We start from the raw sequence: 15,047 nt of genomic DNA on the forward strand, positions 1-15,047 counted from the left end.
CTACTTATTGTGGACTTGAAACGGGGTAATAAACCTGATCATTGTAACCAGTTACTACAGGCATAAATCCAGACAAGGCATGATCTAAAGATGCATCACCAGTATCTGCAATAAGAGGCCGCGAATCCAATGCAGTTAATTTTGACTTGGTCGCGATTATAACAATATTTTCTTTACCCACCGCACGAATAATACGTGGGCTTAGCTGTTGATTCCCTCGGCCAAAAATATGCCCTTGACCACCAATTAACGTAATAACAAGTTTAACGTTCCCTACATTTTCTTGAACATAATTCCAGAGTTGGGATTCAGTTACATCACTTTTTAACAGTTGTTGTTCTTGAACAACATCAACTCCTAATAACGTATTAGGTAAACCTAACTCTTCCATTAAATAAGCGGTCGTAGATCCCGAACCAATAATAAACAATTCCGAGTCCATATTATCGATAACATGTGCAGCGATATCCTGCAGAACAAGTTCATCAGACTCTTTACCACCAGACTTTGTCGCTTGAACGTACCTCAATTCAGCTGGCACCTGCATTTCACCATAACGCTTAGCTTTAACGACACCTTCTCTAAATAGAGATTCATCAATATCCATGACATCAGCTTCCGTTAATGTGACCAATTGATTAGTTACCATCAGCTCAACTATTCGCCCTGCTGCGGTCGGCGTAACGGCATAAACACCAGAGTGAATTTTACAACCAGCAGGAATACCTAAGACAGGAAAGTGATCGCCAACTTGATGTGAAATATTTCTAGCTGTGCCATCCCCCCCCGCAAATAACAACAAATCAACATCAGTATCACACATTTTCTTAGCTGCACATTCAGTATCTTCAAACGTCGTTGTTGCACTTTCAGTTTGATGGATCACGCAATAATGAAAACCAAGTGATTCAACCAGGTTTTCACCCATATCACCCTTAACCGTATACACTTCTATTGAGTCTTTATAAGGTAGTAACACTTTTAGCGCTTGTTCTGCACGTATATTTGCCATGGGCTTAGCGCCAAGTGAAATCGCTTGCTCTGCAACGCCATGTCCATCACTTCCTTTAAATGCCACACTACCGCCAATTCCGGCAATAGGATTAATAATTAAGCCTAATTTAAACATTAGCGTATAACTCACTGTCTAATTCAAAATGCTCTAATGATAGAGGTAATGGGTGATGATAAAACTGAGCAAGCGCCTGTATAAATTGCTGCGCCCTTTTAGGAAAACCAACAGACAAATATGCTTTAACTTGCTGATATACCGCTAAGCGAAACGCAACAGTATCAGGTTCTTCCCCATTTAAATTATCTGTAGAAACATTAAACCGTATACCGGCCGCAATACAAAATGCCCACTCTATAGCCTGTGGTTTTACCTCTACACTTTCAAACTGCTTCTGTTCACATTTTGTTCGACCATCGGGGTGATACCAATAACCAAAATCTTCTAACAATCTTCGTTGTCGACCGGCAATACACCAATGCGCAACTTCATGCAGTGCACTGGTAAAATATCCATGTGCAAAGATGATTCGATGATAGTTTAATGAATCATCAGCTGGTAAATAAATAGGTTCATTGCCGCCTTTAACAAGGCGGGTATTATATCGCTCAAAAAAGGTATGTTCGAAAATCGCGATGAGATCTTGATAGTTGTGTTGCATTTGTCCGGCTTACTGAACAATTTTCGCGTATTCTAACGAAAAATGGCGATAAATAATATCGCCATTTCGATGTTTTAATGTAAAGCGTTACGCTACTTATTCACTTTATAACGAATAAGGAAATAACCTAATACACCAGAAATTAATGACCCGACGACAATCCCTAATCGATCTTGAAACATACCACTTTCACCTGTTTGCTCAAATGCTAACGAGCCAATAAACAAACTCATGGTAAAACCGACACCACAAAGCATCGCTACGCCGTATAGTAATCCCCAATTAACATTCTCGGGTAATTTGGCGAGCCCTAATTTAATTGCAATAAAGCAAAAGCCAAAAACTCCGAGTTGTTTCCCCACAACTAACCCCATAATTATACCAAGTGGCACCGGTGAGGTAATTTGTTCAAATCCAATACCTTCAAAGCTAATTCCTGCATTAGCAAACGCGAAAATTGGCAAAATAATAAAGGCAACCATTGCGTGTAAGTTGTGCTCGAGAGATTTAAGTGGCGATGGCTCATCTTCTTTTCCTTTTATTGGAATAAAGAGTGCTAATACTACACCCGCTAATGTTGCATGAACGCCAGACTTTAATACAGCAACCCAAAGAATAAGGCCAAAGAATATATATGGTGCCGTATCAGTTACACCTCGTCGATTAATAACAAAAAGGATTGAAAGCACAACAGCAGATACAATCAAGGACATCATTGACAACTGGTCAGTGTAAAATAATGCAATAACAATAATCGCCCCTAAGTCATCAAAAATAGCAAGCGATGTCAGAAACACTTTTAATTGTAACGGCACTTTACTGCCTATAATTGCTAAGATACCTAAAGCAAACGCTATATCTGTTGCTGTCGGAATAGCCCAGCCACTTAATGCTTGTGGGTTATCTATATTAACTAAAGCGTAGCACACTGCTGGCACAAGCATACCGCCTACCGCACCTACAGCAGGTAATGTAATTTGCCCTGGTTTGGATAAATCTCCTTCTAAAAACTCTCGTTTAAGCTCCAACCCCACGAGAAAGAAAAATAATGCCATTAAGCCATCATTAATCCAAAGTAATAACGGTTTCGCTATTTCAAAACTACCTACCGCCACTTTAACGGGTATACTTAATAATAAATCGTAATACGGTGATAACGGGGAATTAGCGATAAGCATCGCCATAATAGCCGCTGCCATCAATATCAGTCCACTCGCGGCTTCAAGTTTAAGAAAATCTTGTATATTTTTTATTGGCATACAATCCTACATTTTTAACAAACCAATAAAGACATATTATGTCAATTTTTCACATGTGACAATATCATAACAAAGAGAAGTTTAAATATTCTTTTCGCAAACAATTTAAAACGATGTTAATTCGGAATTTTATGAAATATTCGACATTAATTTTATAAGTACGTAATTTTTGCTGGTTTTCCTAACAAAATTAAGTGTAGTATGCCTGAGTAGTACATAAAAAAAAGAATGAAATCATGAAAAAGTTAGACGATATTGACCTGAAAATATTAACAATATTATATAAAGATGCAGATATAACAAATAAAGAGCTTGCTGCACAAATAGGTATTGCCCCTTCTACTTGCCTAGAACGTGTAAAACGCATGAAAAGTCATGGCATTATCAAAGGCGCCTTTGTTGATATAAACTTTAAAAACATCGGTGGCAACATCGAAGCAATAGCAGCCATTCGCCTTCAACCTTATTCAGAGCAAATAGTAAACAGACTAAGAGACGACCTCCTTCAATTACCCGAAATTGTCAGTCTTTACCATATGGGAGGCAGTTATGATTACTTTATCCATATGTCAGTCAAAGATAGTGAGCATTTACGAAAATTTGTATTTAATGCCGTTACATCAAGAGAAGAAGTACAGACTGTAGAAACTTCATTAGTATTCGAACACAGTCGTAGTGGCGTGCTCCCTAACTTTGAAGATGAATAACCTCTTATTGAAATGTATTATGCTCATAATATAAAGGTTTCATTGTGCCGCAATTAATAAACTTATAGGTTAATTCATTTTCAGAAGGCACGAGTTCTGACGTTTTAAATTTATGAAGACAGGCCCCGGTTAAATCAACAAACATGAGATGAGCAAAACTTGGCGCCTGTTGAATTTTATGAATATAAATACGTTCAGCTTTATTTAATGTAACTACATCGTATTCTTGCCACTTTGTTGGTGCTTTTAAATCGGTTAACTTTCTTGCATATAACTTTTTATCAAACACAATGGGATAGTCTTGATAAACAATCATTCCATCGCGCTCAAAATGCCCTAAATATACATCAGCAAGCACTGTCATTTTTTCTCCTCTTATCAAGCGTTGTAAATTAAAAGGCTTAGTCTTTATCGTCACCAAATCTGCATCTCTAATAAGGTTAAGAAATGGAACAGCTTTCGTTTCAAGCTTATATAATAATTGAACGTCATGGGGCTTTTCATACAGAGCTAAGTTAGAGGCGAAAACCCTAGAGCCTTGAGACACCAATACCATACCATGTGTATCTACATAGGCAGGATCTAACGGAGGAAGTGCTTTTTCTTCGCTTGCATTTAATCGACTGATAAAGGATAAAAAAATTAAGAAAACAAATGAAGTACGCATAACACACCTAAATAACTGATAGGTTGTAATTATAGTGATAATCCAACACTTTTAAAATCTAACTTTCTAACGCGAGTAAATCACCTGGTTGACAATCTAGTGCTTCACATAGCTTTATCAGTGTAGAAAAACGCACTGCTTTAGCTTTACCTCGTTTTAATATAGATAAATTTGCCATCGAAATATCAACAGTTTCTGAAAGCTCCGTGAGACTCATACCACGAAGCAGCAATAGATAATCAAGATTTACTTTTATTTTTGATGTCATGCCAATTAATACAAAGAATAATCAATGCCATAACACTAGCAATATAAACATTGTTTTACAATAAACATTTATCGTTTATCGATAAATATTTATTGACTAGAAACATTTTTACTATAGTCTTATTAATGCGATTAAGCTTAGTTTTAATTTTTAGAAGGATATAAATCATGTGGATTATACTAATAGCTGCAATATACCTATTGTATTTAACGTTTATAATTGGCGTTAGTTACCGGCTTGGCACCTACAAAACAGACAATGCAAAAAGAGCAGCTATATTAGGGTTTGTACTGTCTTTTTTACCGCCTCTAGCACTTATCTACTTAGTGGTTTTGTTCCTCAAAGAAGATGTGGCTATCGTGTAGAGGTAAAGACTCTAATTTAATGATAGATAAACTTTACAAATAACTTGAATAAATTCGTCTGCATAGCATGTGATTTAACGTTAACAATAAAAAAGTCCCACATGAGTGGGACTTTTATCTATATAGAAAGTCGTATCACATTGCATAAAAGCATTGTGAAATACCAAAAACCTTATGATTTAAGGTCATCAAAAAACTTTTTAACACTATCAAAAAAACCACTCTCTTTCGGGCTATGCTTTTTTGAACTGGTACTCATTTTAGACTCTAATTGACGTAATAAATCAACTTGATCACCGGTTAAATTAATGGGTGTTTCAACCACAACTTTACACATTAAATCACCAACACTGTGACTTCTTACTGATTTGACGCCCTTGCCACGTAACCTAAACATCTTACCTGTTTGTGTTTCCTTAGGTACTTTAAGCTTCACTTTACCTTCCAGGGTTGGTACTTCAATTTCACCACCAAGAGCCGCGGTAGAGAAACTAATAGGCATTTCACAATATAAATGGTTTTCATCACGCACAAATATCGGATGATCCTTCACATTAACTTGCACATAAAGATCACCAGCTGGAGCTCCTTGCTCGCCAGCTTCACCTTCTCCTGACAAGCGAATTCTATCGCCTGTATCTACACCTGCCGGTATTTTTGCATTTAACGTTTTAGTTTTCTGAACTCTACCTTGACCATGACATGAGTTACAAGGATCAGAAACTACTTTACCTTTACCGTTACAGCTCGGGCACGTTTGTTGTACAGCAAACATGCCTTGACGCATTTGAACCTGGCCATGGCCATGACAAGTACTACAGGTTTTAGGCTGTGTACCTTTTTTAGCACCAGAGCCATTGCAAGGCTCACATTGCACGTAAGTAGGTACTTTAATTTCAACCGACTTGCCGCGTACAGCCTCTTCTAAAGACAGTTCAAGGTTATATCTTAAGTCACTGCCTCTTCTAGCGCGCTGACCGCCGCCACCGCCTCTGCGACCACCACCGAAAATATCACCAAAAACATCACCGAAAATATCGCCAAAGTCAGCTCCACCGCCGTAGCCACCGCCACCGCCCATACCGCCTTGCTCAAATGCCGCATGGCCATATTGATCATAAGCAGCACGTTTTTGATCATCAGTTAAGATTTCATAAGCTTCTTTTATCTGCTTAAAAGTTTCTTCCTTTTCTTTGTCACCTTTAGTGCGGTCTGGGTGAAACTTCATCGCAAGACGTTTGTACGCCTTTTTAATGTCACGTTCAGACGCATCTCGTTCGACGTCTAATATTTCATAGTAATCACGTTTGGACATAGTTTTGATTCTTTCTATTTACTGCAATTTTCGAAAATTAATTTTTTTATGGGCTTTTACCGATAAAAAAATTAACTCTGTAATTTCATTAACCTAAAGCTCAATGCTAAACACAATAAAGCGCCGTAAAACGACGCTTTAAGTAAAACAGAATGTTCATTTTAAGTATTTGTCTATGCAGAGACGCACTATAACAAATCGGACACACGGAGCTCCTTACTTTCAACAAAAGAACTAAGTGAGTATGTCCAACGCAGTTATAGAGCGAAACTGCGACGACAAAGCTTAAAATTACTTATCGTCTTTCACCTCTTCAAACTCAGCGTCAACAACGTCATCTCCAGGCTTAGCACCTGCGTCAGTTGCATCAGCTTCAGGAGCTGCACCGCCTTGTTGTGCTTGCGCTTTCGCTTGTGCAATTTCCATTAGCTTATGAGAAGCTTCAACAACTGCTTGTGATTTAGCATCGATTTCTTCTTTGCTTTCACCTTTAATTGCTGTTTCTAATTCAGCAAGTGCAGCTTCAATTTTCTCTTTATCTTCAGCCGGTAAATCATCACCTGCTTCAGTAATTTGCGTACGAGTCGCATGAACCATACCATCAGCTTGGTTACGTGCCGTAACTAACTCTTCAAATTTCGCATCGGCATCAGCATTTGCTTCAGCGTCACGTACCATTTGATCTACTTCATCGTCTGATAAGCCAGAAGACGCTTTAATAGTGATCTTCTGCTCTTTACCTGTATTCTTATCTTTCGCAGATACATGTAAAATACCATCAGCATCAATATCAAAAGTTACTTCAATTTGAGGCATTCCTCGTGGCGCCGCATCAATACCTTCTAGATTAAATTGACCTAAAGATTTATTTGCTTGTGCTTGTTTACGCTCACCTTGCAATACATGCACAGTTACTGCAGCTTGATTATCTTCTGCCGTTGAGAACGTTTGAGATTGCTTAGTTGGGATAGTTGTGTTTTTATCGATAACTTTCGTCATCACACCACCCATTGTCTCAATACCTAACGATAATGGCGTTACATCTAATAACAATACGTCTGTTACGTCACCAGCTAAAACACCAGCCTGTACCGCAGCACCTGACGCTACTGCTTCATCAGGGTTAACGTCTTTACGTGGCTCTTTACCAAAGAAATCCGTTACAACTTTCTGTACTAGTGGCATACGTGTTTGACCACCAACCAAAATAACATCTGTAACCTCTGAGGTAGACAAATCAGCATCTGCCAATGCAGTTTTTAATGGTTCAAGAGTCGCTTTAACCATGTCTTCTACTAAAGATTCAAGTTTTGCACGTGTCACTTTAATGTTCATGTGCTTTGGACCTGACGCATCAGCAGTAATGTATGGTAAATTAACATCTGTTTGTTGTGCTGATGAAAGTTCACATTTTGCTTTTTCAGCAGCTTCTTTAAGGCGCTGCATCGCAAGAGGATCTTTCGTTAGATCCATACCTTGATCTTTCTTAAACTCTTCAACTAAATAATCGATCATGCGATTATCAAAGTCTTCACCACCAAGGTGCGTATCACCGTTAGTCGCTAGTACTTCAAAAGTGTGCTCACCTTCAACTTCGTCAATTTCAATAATTGAGATATCAAACGTACCACCACCTAAGTCATAAACGGCAACAACTTTTTCACCTTTCTTCTTATCCATTCCATAAGCAAGTGCAGCTGCAGTTGGCTCGTTAATAATGCGCTTAACGTCTAAGCCAGCGATACGACCAGCATCTTTCGTTGCTTGACGCTGTGAATCATTAAAGTAAGCAGGAACAGTTATAACAGCTTCAGATACGCTCTCGCCCAAATAGTCTTCCGCTGTCTTCTTCATTTTTTTCAAAACTTCAGCAGAAACTTGTGGTGGCGCCATTTTTTCGCCTTTCGCTTCTACCCATGCATCGCCATTGTCGGCTTTAACAATACCAAAAGGCATGATACCGATATCACGTTGCACTTCTTTATCTTCAAAGCGACGACCGATTAAACGCTTAATAGCGAATAATGTGTTGTTAGGGTTAGTTACCGCTTGGCGTTTTGCCGGTTGGCCAACTAATGTCTCACCATCTTCTGTATATGCGATAATAGAAGGGGTTGTACGATCGCCTTCCGCATTTTCAATAACACGTACTTTGTCGCCATCAAGAACAGCTACACATGAGTTAGTTGTCCCTAGGTCAATACCAATAATTTTGCCCATCTTAAGGATCTCCAAATTCTATCTTTACAATTAATTTCGTTGTTGACCATTTAGTGGGGGCAAGAAAAATTGTTTTCAACTGTTGAATACGAAAAAAATGAAAAAAATGTCATTTTATTTGTGTATAAGTCAGATAATTTTCCAATCTTGTCTTTGTTTTGATCAACAAGGTATAAAAAAGCCAGGTAACACCTGGCTTTTTTCATAAATATTTAGGTTAAGCTTGCGTATCTACCGCAGGCTTTGCTTTTGATACCATCACCATCGCAGGACGCACTAAGCGGCCGTTCAATTCATAGCCCTTTTGCATAACAGCTATTACAGTGTTTGGTTCAACACCTTCAACTTCTTGCATTGACATTGCTTGATGCAATTCAGGATTAAACGGCTGGTCTTGGGGATCAACACTTTTCACATCAAATTTTTCTAGCGTACTTAGAAAGCTTTGTAGTGTAAGTTCAACACCTTCAAGCATTGGTTTAGTTTCATCATTATCTTTATCAAAGGATGCCACAGCTCTTTCTAAGTTATCTACTACCGGTAGTAACTCACCCACAAACTTTTCTAATGCAAACTTGCGTGCTTTTTCAACATCTTGTGCGCTACGACGACGAACGTTATCGACTTCTGCTTTAGCACGAATAACAGAGTCTTTTTGATCTGCAACCGTTGATTGCGCTGCCGCTAAAGCAAGTTCAAGCTCGTTAATACGCTCTTGTTCTGCACTAATCGCTTCATGTGCATGGTCATGTTGTTCTTCAACTTGCTCTTCCGCTTCTGCGATAATCTTCTCTGCAGCTAATTCCTCTGCACTTTTATTTTCTGATGATTCATTAGACATGAAACAACTCCACAATTCTTAATATAACAGGATAATATAGTCGATTTGGGTAATTATGGGGGCTTCCCTTTACGATTCAAGCTTAAATATAAAAGATTTATAAAAAAGTAACCTTTACAAGCGGTTAAAATACAGCGAAACTTTTACTATTCAATGACTAAACGCTTACGATAATGACAACTGTCTACAGCACAATAGGCCTTATAGGCAAGCCTAAGCATAAAGGCGCAAAACATACGATTGAAACCTTATATGAGTTTTTATATAAACAAGGCTATCAAGTACTCGTTGAGAGCTCCGTTTCAGCTGGACTTGAGTTAACAGAGCTACATCAGCGAACGCTAGTTGAAATAGGTGAACAAGCAGATTTAGCTATCGTAGTTGGCGGAGATGGCTATATGCTTGGTGCTGCGCGTGTACTTTCTTGTTATAACATTGGCGTTATTGGTGTAAACAGGGGTAACCTTGGTTTTTTAACTGATTTAGCACCGACAGAGCTTATTGAGCCACTTAAGCAAATATTAGCTGGCAAATCGCATTCAGAGCAGCGATTCATTATTGAAGCTGAAGTTTATCGTCATGGAAAATTAAAAAGCTCTAACAGCGCAGTAAACGAAGCAGTCCTTCACGCGGGTAAAGTTGCAAGTATGATTGAGTTTGAAGTGTATATCGATGGTAGCTTCATGTTTAGTCAACGCTCTGATGGCTTAATTGTATCGACGCCTACAGGCTCAACTGCATACTCGATGTCTGCAGGTGGACCTATACTTACGCCAAACTTAAATGCGTTATCATTAGTTCCAATGTTTCCACATACGTTAACTAGCCGTCCTATTGTTGTAGATGGAAATAGTGAAATTAAACTTGTACTTGCCAATGAAAACTACGAAAGCTTACAAGTAAGTTGTGACGGGCATGTCATTCTAGCTGTTATGCCAGGTGATGAAGTTATTATTAGAAAAAGTGTAAATACATTAAGGCTTATCCACCCTCTAGATCATGACTACTTTAATGTACTCAGACAAAAGTTGAGTTGGGGTAATAAACTTTATTAACATTTTCAGTTAGTTAATAACTAAAATAAAATTTATCTCGATTTCAACTTGCACCTTTAATGATTACTGTATAAATTAACACCTATGGATTTATACAGTAACTAACAACTATGCTTGTTCATTTATCAATTCAAAATTTCGCTATTGTTAAGTCGCTCGAAATCGAATGGCGATCTGGCATGACTACAATTACTGGTGAGACTGGTGCAGGTAAATCAATTGCCATTGATGCATTAGGGCTATGCCTCGGTGATAGAGCCGTTACCAACGTGGTTCGTCCTAATAGTAAACAAGCGTCACTTGTTGCCACTTTTGATATTGAAGATAATCAACCAGCGATTAATTGGTTAAAAAACAATGATTTTTCTACGGAAGACGAGTGCATTTTACGGCGCGTAATATCTGCTGAGGGTCGTTCAAAATCTTATATAAACGGAACACCTGTTCCACTAACACAACTAAAAGATATCAGTCAGTTTTTGATTAATATTCATGGCCAACATGATCATCAACTAATTACAAAAAACCATACGCAAAAGCAAATGCTCGATGACTTTGCAAATCATAGACATTTATTAGAAGACGTTAAATTTCACTATCAAAAATGGCAAAGTTTGACACAAGAATTAACACAACTACAAACGTCGCAACAAAGCAGAGAAGCACAGCAACAGTTATTACAATATCAAGTGAGTGAACTTGACGACTTCGGCTTGATCGAAAACGAATTCACTCAATTAGAAGTTGATTATAAAAAATTCAGCAATTGCCAACATTTACTTGATAGCTCTTTACAAGCAATTCATCTTTTAAGCGACGATGATACCTTTAATATAAATGATGCGCTAAGAACTTGTATTGAAAAAGTAGCCAATATTACGAGTGTAGATACCACACTAGTACCTGTGATGGATCAAATGAATGAAGCATTGTTACAACTAGAAGATGCAAGCCAAGAGCTTAAAGATTACAATGCACGATTAGAGCTAGATCCTCAATATTTTCAAACCATTGAAGAAAGATATTCAACAGCAATACAGCTCGCTAAAAAACATCAAACACAACCAGAAGCACTGCATCAACTTCATTATGATTTGAAACAACAGTTGTCGGCAATAACCACTGATGAGTCGAGATTAAATCAGTTACACCAAGAAATAGATTTTGCTAAAAATCAATATGTCGACAGCGCTCAAAAACTGACAGAATCCCGCCAAAAAGCAGCAATAACACTAAGCGCAAAAATTACTGATAGTATGCGTGAGTTAAATATGGAACATGGACAGTTTTGTGTTGCTGTAAGTAATGAAAACTCTGAGAAAATGTCTGCATCAGGTAGCGACGACATTAACTTTTTGGTTAGCTTAAACCCAGGACAGTCACTAGATACAATGAGCAAAGTTGCATCAGGTGGTGAACTTTCTCGTATTAGCTTAGCAATGCAGGTAATCTTGTCACATCAAGTTACCGCGCCTAGTTTAATTTTCGACGAAGTAGATGTTGGTATCAGTGGGCCAACTGCTGCAATGGTTGGTAGTAAGTTAAAACAACTTGCTCAGAATACACAGGTAATATGTGTTACTCACCTCCCTCAAGTAGCCAGTAAAGGTCATCAACAATTTTTTGTCAGCAAATTAACCGATGGTGAGCATACTGAAACAAAAGTCACGGAACTATCTACAAATGCACGCGTCAAAGAAATTGCACGATTACTAGCAGGTGATCAGATAACAGACTCTAGTTTAGCAAACGCCCAAGAATTGTTAGCAGGTTAAAAGTAAATAACTAAACGCCATTAACTATGACATTTGCACTTGCCTTTTATAAGCATTAATGGCATTAATTTTATTTAATACGCTAAGTTTTTAAAAAAGTTTTGTATCTCTGGGCTTGCTTAGTTATCATCCCCACTCACAAAAAAAAGGGTTACTAATTACATCATGTTGTTTCGAATTTTAACGTTAATTGCTTTATTAGGATTGTCTGCTTGTACTGGCTGGATTTACCGGATAGATATTCCACAAGGGAACTTCCTTGAACAGAAAGATATCGATAAATTGCAATTAGGCATGACCAAAGAACAAGTAAAGTTTGTATTAGGTACACCTGTTGTTACTGACACATTCAACAATAATGTTTGGCATTATGTTTACCGTTTTAAGTCAGGTAGAAGTGAGGCGTTAAATAAAGATAGAAAGTTTATAGTGACCTTTGAAGATAATAAATTAAAAGATGCCCAAGGCGATTTTGAATTACCAGAAAGCTTTTACACCCCTATCGTTAATTAGCACGATAAAAAAAACCGATATTTATTATCGGTTTTTTTAGCCTTAAAAGTTATTCCGTTCTACGCTTTCAATGCATTTACAGTAACATTAGGCGAGCGTTTTACAATTTCATCATTAAGCTCAATACCGATACCTGGTGTTTCAGATACATTAAAAATACCATTTTTCGGTTGAGGATCCTGTATACACAATTCGCGATTCCAATGTTTAATCGCGTATGTATGATGTTCATGAATTAAAAAGTTGGGTATTGCCGTTTCTAAATGCAATGACGCAGCTGTAGCCACTGGACCACCACAAACATGCGCTTGAATACGAATATCGTATGTATCAGCATAATCACACACTTTTTTTGCTTCTGTAAAGCCACCACATAACCCTACATCAGGTTGCAACACATCAATACTTTGGTCTTCAAAGTAAGGACGAACATCCCAGCGATGATACAAGCGTTCGCCACCCGCTATAGGCACGTTTACTTTATCGGCTACCTTTTTATGTACTTTATTATTAAGGTAATTAACAGGCTCTTCATACATCATACAGCCAACTTCTTCAATTATTTTACCCATTTGAATGGCTGAAGCTGCCCCCATTAAGGAATGTGATTCGAAAATAATATCAACGTCATCTCCTACTGCATTTCTAATCGCACGTAGGCGGTTTCCAAACAATCTCATTTGCGGAGCGGTAAACAATTTAGTGCGGTCAAATGATGAACTACCGTCCTGGTTGTAAACAATTGGATCTACTTTTACAGCGTCATAACCTTCAGCCACCGCTTTTAAAGCTGCTTCAGCATATTCAGCAGGTTCAATAAGTTTTGTACATTCAGTATCCCAATCAAATTGCAATTGGCTTGCATAAGTTCTTAAGTCACTATTTACTTTACCACCAAGTAATTGATATACAGGAACATTTAGTGCTTTTCCTTTTATATCCCATAATGCTGTATCAATAGCACTCATGGCAGAATATAGAACAGGCCCACCACCTAATCCCCAGAAACTCTCACGTAACATACGAGACCATAGCAGTTCTGTTTGGAAAGGATCAAAACCAATTAAAACCGCCTCGGCGATTTCTTTAATCATCGCAGCTGCTGCACTATGCCCCCAGTCATAAGCAAGACCTGCTTCACCAACCCCTGTAATACCCTCATCAGTATGAATACGAACAAAAACAGGATTCCACGGTGGCCTTTCAGGGCATTCAATATCAAATATTTCTATATGGGTAACTTTCATTTTAATCTCTTAATTAACTTGCAAATGATGGATCTTGGCGATAAACCCGCCTAACAAGCGCCGGCCAAGATTTCTGGCCACCTGTTAGCCCTGTATGAACAATATTCGCTTGAGCTTTGATACCATCAACAATGCTTTGTTCTACAAGTATCTTATCCATACCTGTAGCCATTATTTGTAGTTGTACTTGACAGGCACGAGTTAAATCATACATATGCATAAATGCATCACCAATGGTTTTACCTAATGTTAAACCACCGTGATTTCTCAGCAGCATAAAGTTAGCGTTACCAAGGTCATCTTGTATGCGTTTTTTCTCATCAGCATTGACAGCAAGACCTTCATAGTCATGATAGCTCATAGATGCCAAAGCAAACATAGCATATTGGCTAAGAGGCAAAAGTCCTTCTTTTAAACTCGCTACTGCTATAGTTTCATTGGTATGCAAATGCAACACACATTGCTCATCATGCCTAGCTTGATGCACAGCACTATGAATTGTAAAACCTGCTGGGTTAATATCGAAAGGACAGTCAGCATCAATAATATTGCCTTCAATATCAATTTTTACGAGGTTAGAAGCGGTAATCTCATCAAACGCTAAACCAAATGCATTTATCAGTAAAAAATCTGACTCTGGAATACGTGCAGAAATATGTGTATAAATTAAGTCGTCCCAACCATGCATGGCTACCAAACGATAACAGGCGGCCAAATCTACTCGCGTTTGCCACTCTTGAGGCGACACTTTGTCTTTTAAATTTAGTTTTGGTATCTCTAACATGCAATATCCTTGTTTACTGCGTGATTGCAATATGACTATTTAGCAATGTAAACCGTAAATTTCAGGCCATTGTAGTGAAAGCTGCATATGAGTTAAAGCATTGCGTGAGGTCAATTATTAATATCTTAGACCATCATCTTAATAATAGCGGCGATGATCAGCACAAACACTAAGATACGTAACCACTTGCTATAGCTTGCCTGCTGCTGTTCATCCATCGGTTTGCCATATTTTTCGCCAAAAATTACCATGAGTGCAACACCACCGAAGACACAAGCTAAAATAATTAATAAGGTCATAATAAAAATTACTTGTTTTAGAAAAGTAAAACATAACATAAAATATCAATTAGTTAACG

General features: G+C 38.0%; 16 protein-coding genes. 5 read left to right on the forward strand and 11 right to left on the reverse strand.

What is annotated here, in order from left to right; genetic code table 11:
• Positions 1 to 4: 4 nt before the first annotated feature.
• From QUE09_RS12520 to nhaA, 3 genes are all read right to left on the reverse strand, one after another.
• Entirely contained in the window at positions 5 to 1,129 is a 1,125-nt protein-coding gene (locus QUE09_RS12520; protein WP_286233096.1) for an ATP-NAD kinase family protein, read from the reverse strand.
• Positions 1,122 to 1,673: an elongation factor P hydroxylase gene (locus QUE09_RS12525; protein ID WP_286233097.1), complete on the reverse strand. Its 552-nt coding sequence runs from the start codon at positions 1,671 to 1,673 to the stop codon at positions 1,122 to 1,124. The genes QUE09_RS12520 and QUE09_RS12525 overlap by 8 nt, the downstream gene beginning before the upstream one ends.
• A 92-nt stretch (positions 1,674 to 1,765) precedes the next feature.
• A complete protein-coding gene (gene nhaA / locus QUE09_RS12530; protein ID WP_286233098.1) occupies positions 1,766 to 2,932 on the reverse strand; it encodes a Na+/H+ antiporter NhaA in 1,167 nt (388 codons plus the stop codon).
• Positions 2,933 to 3,168: 236 nt separating this feature from the next.
• Here nhaA and QUE09_RS12535 point away from each other — a divergent pair, with 236 nt between their 5' ends.
• On the forward strand, positions 3,169 to 3,639 hold the full coding sequence (locus QUE09_RS12535; protein ID WP_286233099.1) for an Lrp/AsnC family transcriptional regulator: 471 nt from the start codon (positions 3,169 to 3,171) through the stop codon (positions 3,637 to 3,639).
• A gap of 4 nt (positions 3,640 to 3,643) precedes the next feature.
• Here QUE09_RS12535 and QUE09_RS12540 read toward each other — a convergent pair whose 3' ends face one another.
• Together QUE09_RS12540 and QUE09_RS12545 are read right to left on the reverse strand one after the other, a co-directional pair.
• Positions 3,644 to 4,306 carry a hypothetical protein gene (locus tag QUE09_RS12540; RefSeq protein ID WP_286233100.1) on the reverse strand — a complete coding sequence of 221 codons (663 nt, stop codon included), beginning with the start codon at positions 4,304 to 4,306 and terminating at the stop codon, positions 3,644 to 3,646.
• Positions 4,307 to 4,364: 58 nt separating this feature from the next.
• A complete protein-coding gene (locus QUE09_RS12545) occupies positions 4,365 to 4,574 on the reverse strand; it encodes a helix-turn-helix domain-containing protein (protein WP_286233101.1) in 210 nt (69 codons plus the stop codon).
• A 167-nt stretch (positions 4,575 to 4,741) separates the two neighbouring features.
• Between QUE09_RS12545 and QUE09_RS12550 the strand changes: the two genes are divergently transcribed.
• A complete protein-coding gene (locus QUE09_RS12550; RefSeq protein WP_286233102.1) occupies positions 4,742 to 4,939 on the forward strand; it encodes a hypothetical protein in 198 nt (65 codons plus the stop codon).
• Positions 4,940 to 5,111: 172 nt separating this feature from the next.
• Here the strand turns inward: QUE09_RS12550 and dnaJ are convergent, their stop codons facing one another.
• The 3 genes from dnaJ to grpE form a co-directional block, all read right to left on the reverse strand.
• Complete coding sequence (gene dnaJ, locus QUE09_RS12555; protein WP_286233103.1) at positions 5,112 to 6,254, reverse strand: molecular chaperone DnaJ; 1,143 nt, start codon at positions 6,252 to 6,254, stop codon at positions 5,112 to 5,114.
• A gap of 291 nt (positions 6,255 to 6,545) precedes the next feature.
• On the reverse strand, positions 6,546 to 8,474 hold the full coding sequence (gene dnaK / locus QUE09_RS12560) for a molecular chaperone DnaK (RefSeq protein WP_286233104.1): 1,929 nt from the start codon (positions 8,472 to 8,474) through the stop codon (positions 6,546 to 6,548).
• 217 nt (positions 8,475 to 8,691) lie between these two features.
• On the reverse strand, positions 8,692 to 9,315 hold the full coding sequence (gene grpE, locus QUE09_RS12565; protein ID WP_286233105.1) for a nucleotide exchange factor GrpE: 624 nt from the start codon (positions 9,313 to 9,315) through the stop codon (positions 8,692 to 8,694).
• A gap of 173 nt (positions 9,316 to 9,488) precedes the next feature.
• On the opposite strand from grpE, the gene nadK reads away from it, so the two are divergent.
• The 3 genes from nadK to QUE09_RS12580 all read left to right on the forward strand — a co-directional run bounded on the left by nadK (position 9,489) and on the right by QUE09_RS12580 (position 12,658).
• Positions 9,489 to 10,370, forward strand: a complete 882-nt coding sequence (nadK, locus tag QUE09_RS12570) for an NAD(+) kinase (protein WP_286233106.1) — start codon at positions 9,489 to 9,491, stop codon at positions 10,368 to 10,370.
• Between the two features lie 110 nt (positions 10,371 to 10,480).
• Positions 10,481 to 12,145 carry a DNA repair protein RecN gene (gene recN, locus QUE09_RS12575; protein ID WP_286233107.1) on the forward strand — a complete coding sequence of 555 codons (1,665 nt, stop codon included), beginning with the start codon at positions 10,481 to 10,483 and terminating at the stop codon, positions 12,143 to 12,145.
• A gap of 165 nt (positions 12,146 to 12,310) precedes the next feature.
• Entirely contained in the window at positions 12,311 to 12,658 is a 348-nt protein-coding gene (locus tag QUE09_RS12580; protein ID WP_286233108.1) for an outer membrane protein assembly factor BamE, read from the forward strand.
• A 59-nt stretch (positions 12,659 to 12,717) separates the two neighbouring features.
• Here QUE09_RS12580 and QUE09_RS12585 read toward each other — a convergent pair whose 3' ends face one another.
• The 3 genes from QUE09_RS12585 to QUE09_RS12595 all read right to left on the reverse strand — a co-directional run bounded on the left by QUE09_RS12585 (position 12,718) and on the right by QUE09_RS12595 (position 14,988).
• Positions 12,718 to 13,905: a mandelate racemase/muconate lactonizing enzyme family protein gene (locus QUE09_RS12585; RefSeq protein WP_286233109.1), complete on the reverse strand. Its 1,188-nt coding sequence runs from the start codon at positions 13,903 to 13,905 to the stop codon at positions 12,718 to 12,720.
• Positions 13,906 to 13,918: 13 nt separating this feature from the next.
• Positions 13,919 to 14,689, reverse strand: coding sequence for a class II aldolase/adducin family protein (locus QUE09_RS12590; RefSeq protein WP_286233110.1), 771 nt, complete (start codon positions 14,687 to 14,689; stop codon positions 13,919 to 13,921).
• Positions 14,690 to 14,814: 125 nt separating this feature from the next.
• Positions 14,815 to 14,988, reverse strand: coding sequence for a hypothetical protein (locus tag QUE09_RS12595; RefSeq protein WP_286233111.1), 174 nt, complete (start codon positions 14,986 to 14,988; stop codon positions 14,815 to 14,817).
• Positions 14,989 to 15,047 lie beyond the last annotated feature (59 nt).

Origin of the sequence: Thalassotalea sediminis (genome assembly GCF_030295915.1) — a bacterium.
Lineage (GTDB): Bacteria > Pseudomonadota > Gammaproteobacteria > Enterobacterales > Alteromonadaceae > Thalassotalea_C > Thalassotalea_C sediminis.

Excerpts from the sequence above, each read along its gene's own strand:
- QUE09_RS12520 (WP_286233096.1), bottom strand. The coding sequence starts at position 1,129 with ATGTTTAAATTAGGCTTAATTATTAATCCTATTGCCGGAATTGGCGGT.
- QUE09_RS12525 (WP_286233097.1), bottom strand. The coding sequence starts at position 1,673 with ATGCAACACAACTATCAAGATCTCATCGCGATTTTCGAACATACCTTT.
- nhaA (WP_286233098.1), bottom strand. The coding sequence starts at position 2,932 with ATGCCAATAAAAAATATACAAGATTTTCTTAAACTTGAAGCCGCGAGT.
- QUE09_RS12535 (WP_286233099.1), top strand. The coding sequence starts at position 3,169 with ATGAAAAAGTTAGACGATATTGACCTGAAAATATTAACAATATTATAT.
- QUE09_RS12540 (WP_286233100.1), bottom strand. The coding sequence starts at position 4,306 with ATGCGTACTTCATTTGTTTTCTTAATTTTTTTATCCTTTATCAGTCGA.
- QUE09_RS12545 (WP_286233101.1), bottom strand. The coding sequence starts at position 4,574 with ATGACATCAAAAATAAAAGTAAATCTTGATTATCTATTGCTGCTTCGT.
- QUE09_RS12550 (WP_286233102.1), top strand. The coding sequence starts at position 4,742 with ATGTGGATTATACTAATAGCTGCAATATACCTATTGTATTTAACGTTT.
- dnaJ (WP_286233103.1), bottom strand. The coding sequence starts at position 6,254 with ATGTCCAAACGTGATTACTATGAAATATTAGACGTCGAACGAGATGCG.
- dnaK (WP_286233104.1), bottom strand. The coding sequence starts at position 8,474 with ATGGGCAAAATTATTGGTATTGACCTAGGGACAACTAACTCATGTGTA.
- grpE (WP_286233105.1), bottom strand. The coding sequence starts at position 9,315 with ATGTCTAATGAATCATCAGAAAATAAAAGTGCAGAGGAATTAGCTGCA.
- nadK (WP_286233106.1), top strand. The coding sequence starts at position 9,489 with ATGACAACTGTCTACAGCACAATAGGCCTTATAGGCAAGCCTAAGCAT.
- recN (WP_286233107.1), top strand. The coding sequence starts at position 10,481 with ATGCTTGTTCATTTATCAATTCAAAATTTCGCTATTGTTAAGTCGCTC.
- QUE09_RS12580 (WP_286233108.1), top strand. The coding sequence starts at position 12,311 with ATGTTGTTTCGAATTTTAACGTTAATTGCTTTATTAGGATTGTCTGCT.
- QUE09_RS12585 (WP_286233109.1), bottom strand. The coding sequence starts at position 13,905 with ATGAAAGTTACCCATATAGAAATATTTGATATTGAATGCCCTGAAAGG.
- QUE09_RS12590 (WP_286233110.1), bottom strand. The coding sequence starts at position 14,689 with ATGTTAGAGATACCAAAACTAAATTTAAAAGACAAAGTGTCGCCTCAA.
- QUE09_RS12595 (WP_286233111.1), bottom strand. The coding sequence starts at position 14,988 with ATGACCTTATTAATTATTTTAGCTTGTGTCTTCGGTGGTGTTGCACTC.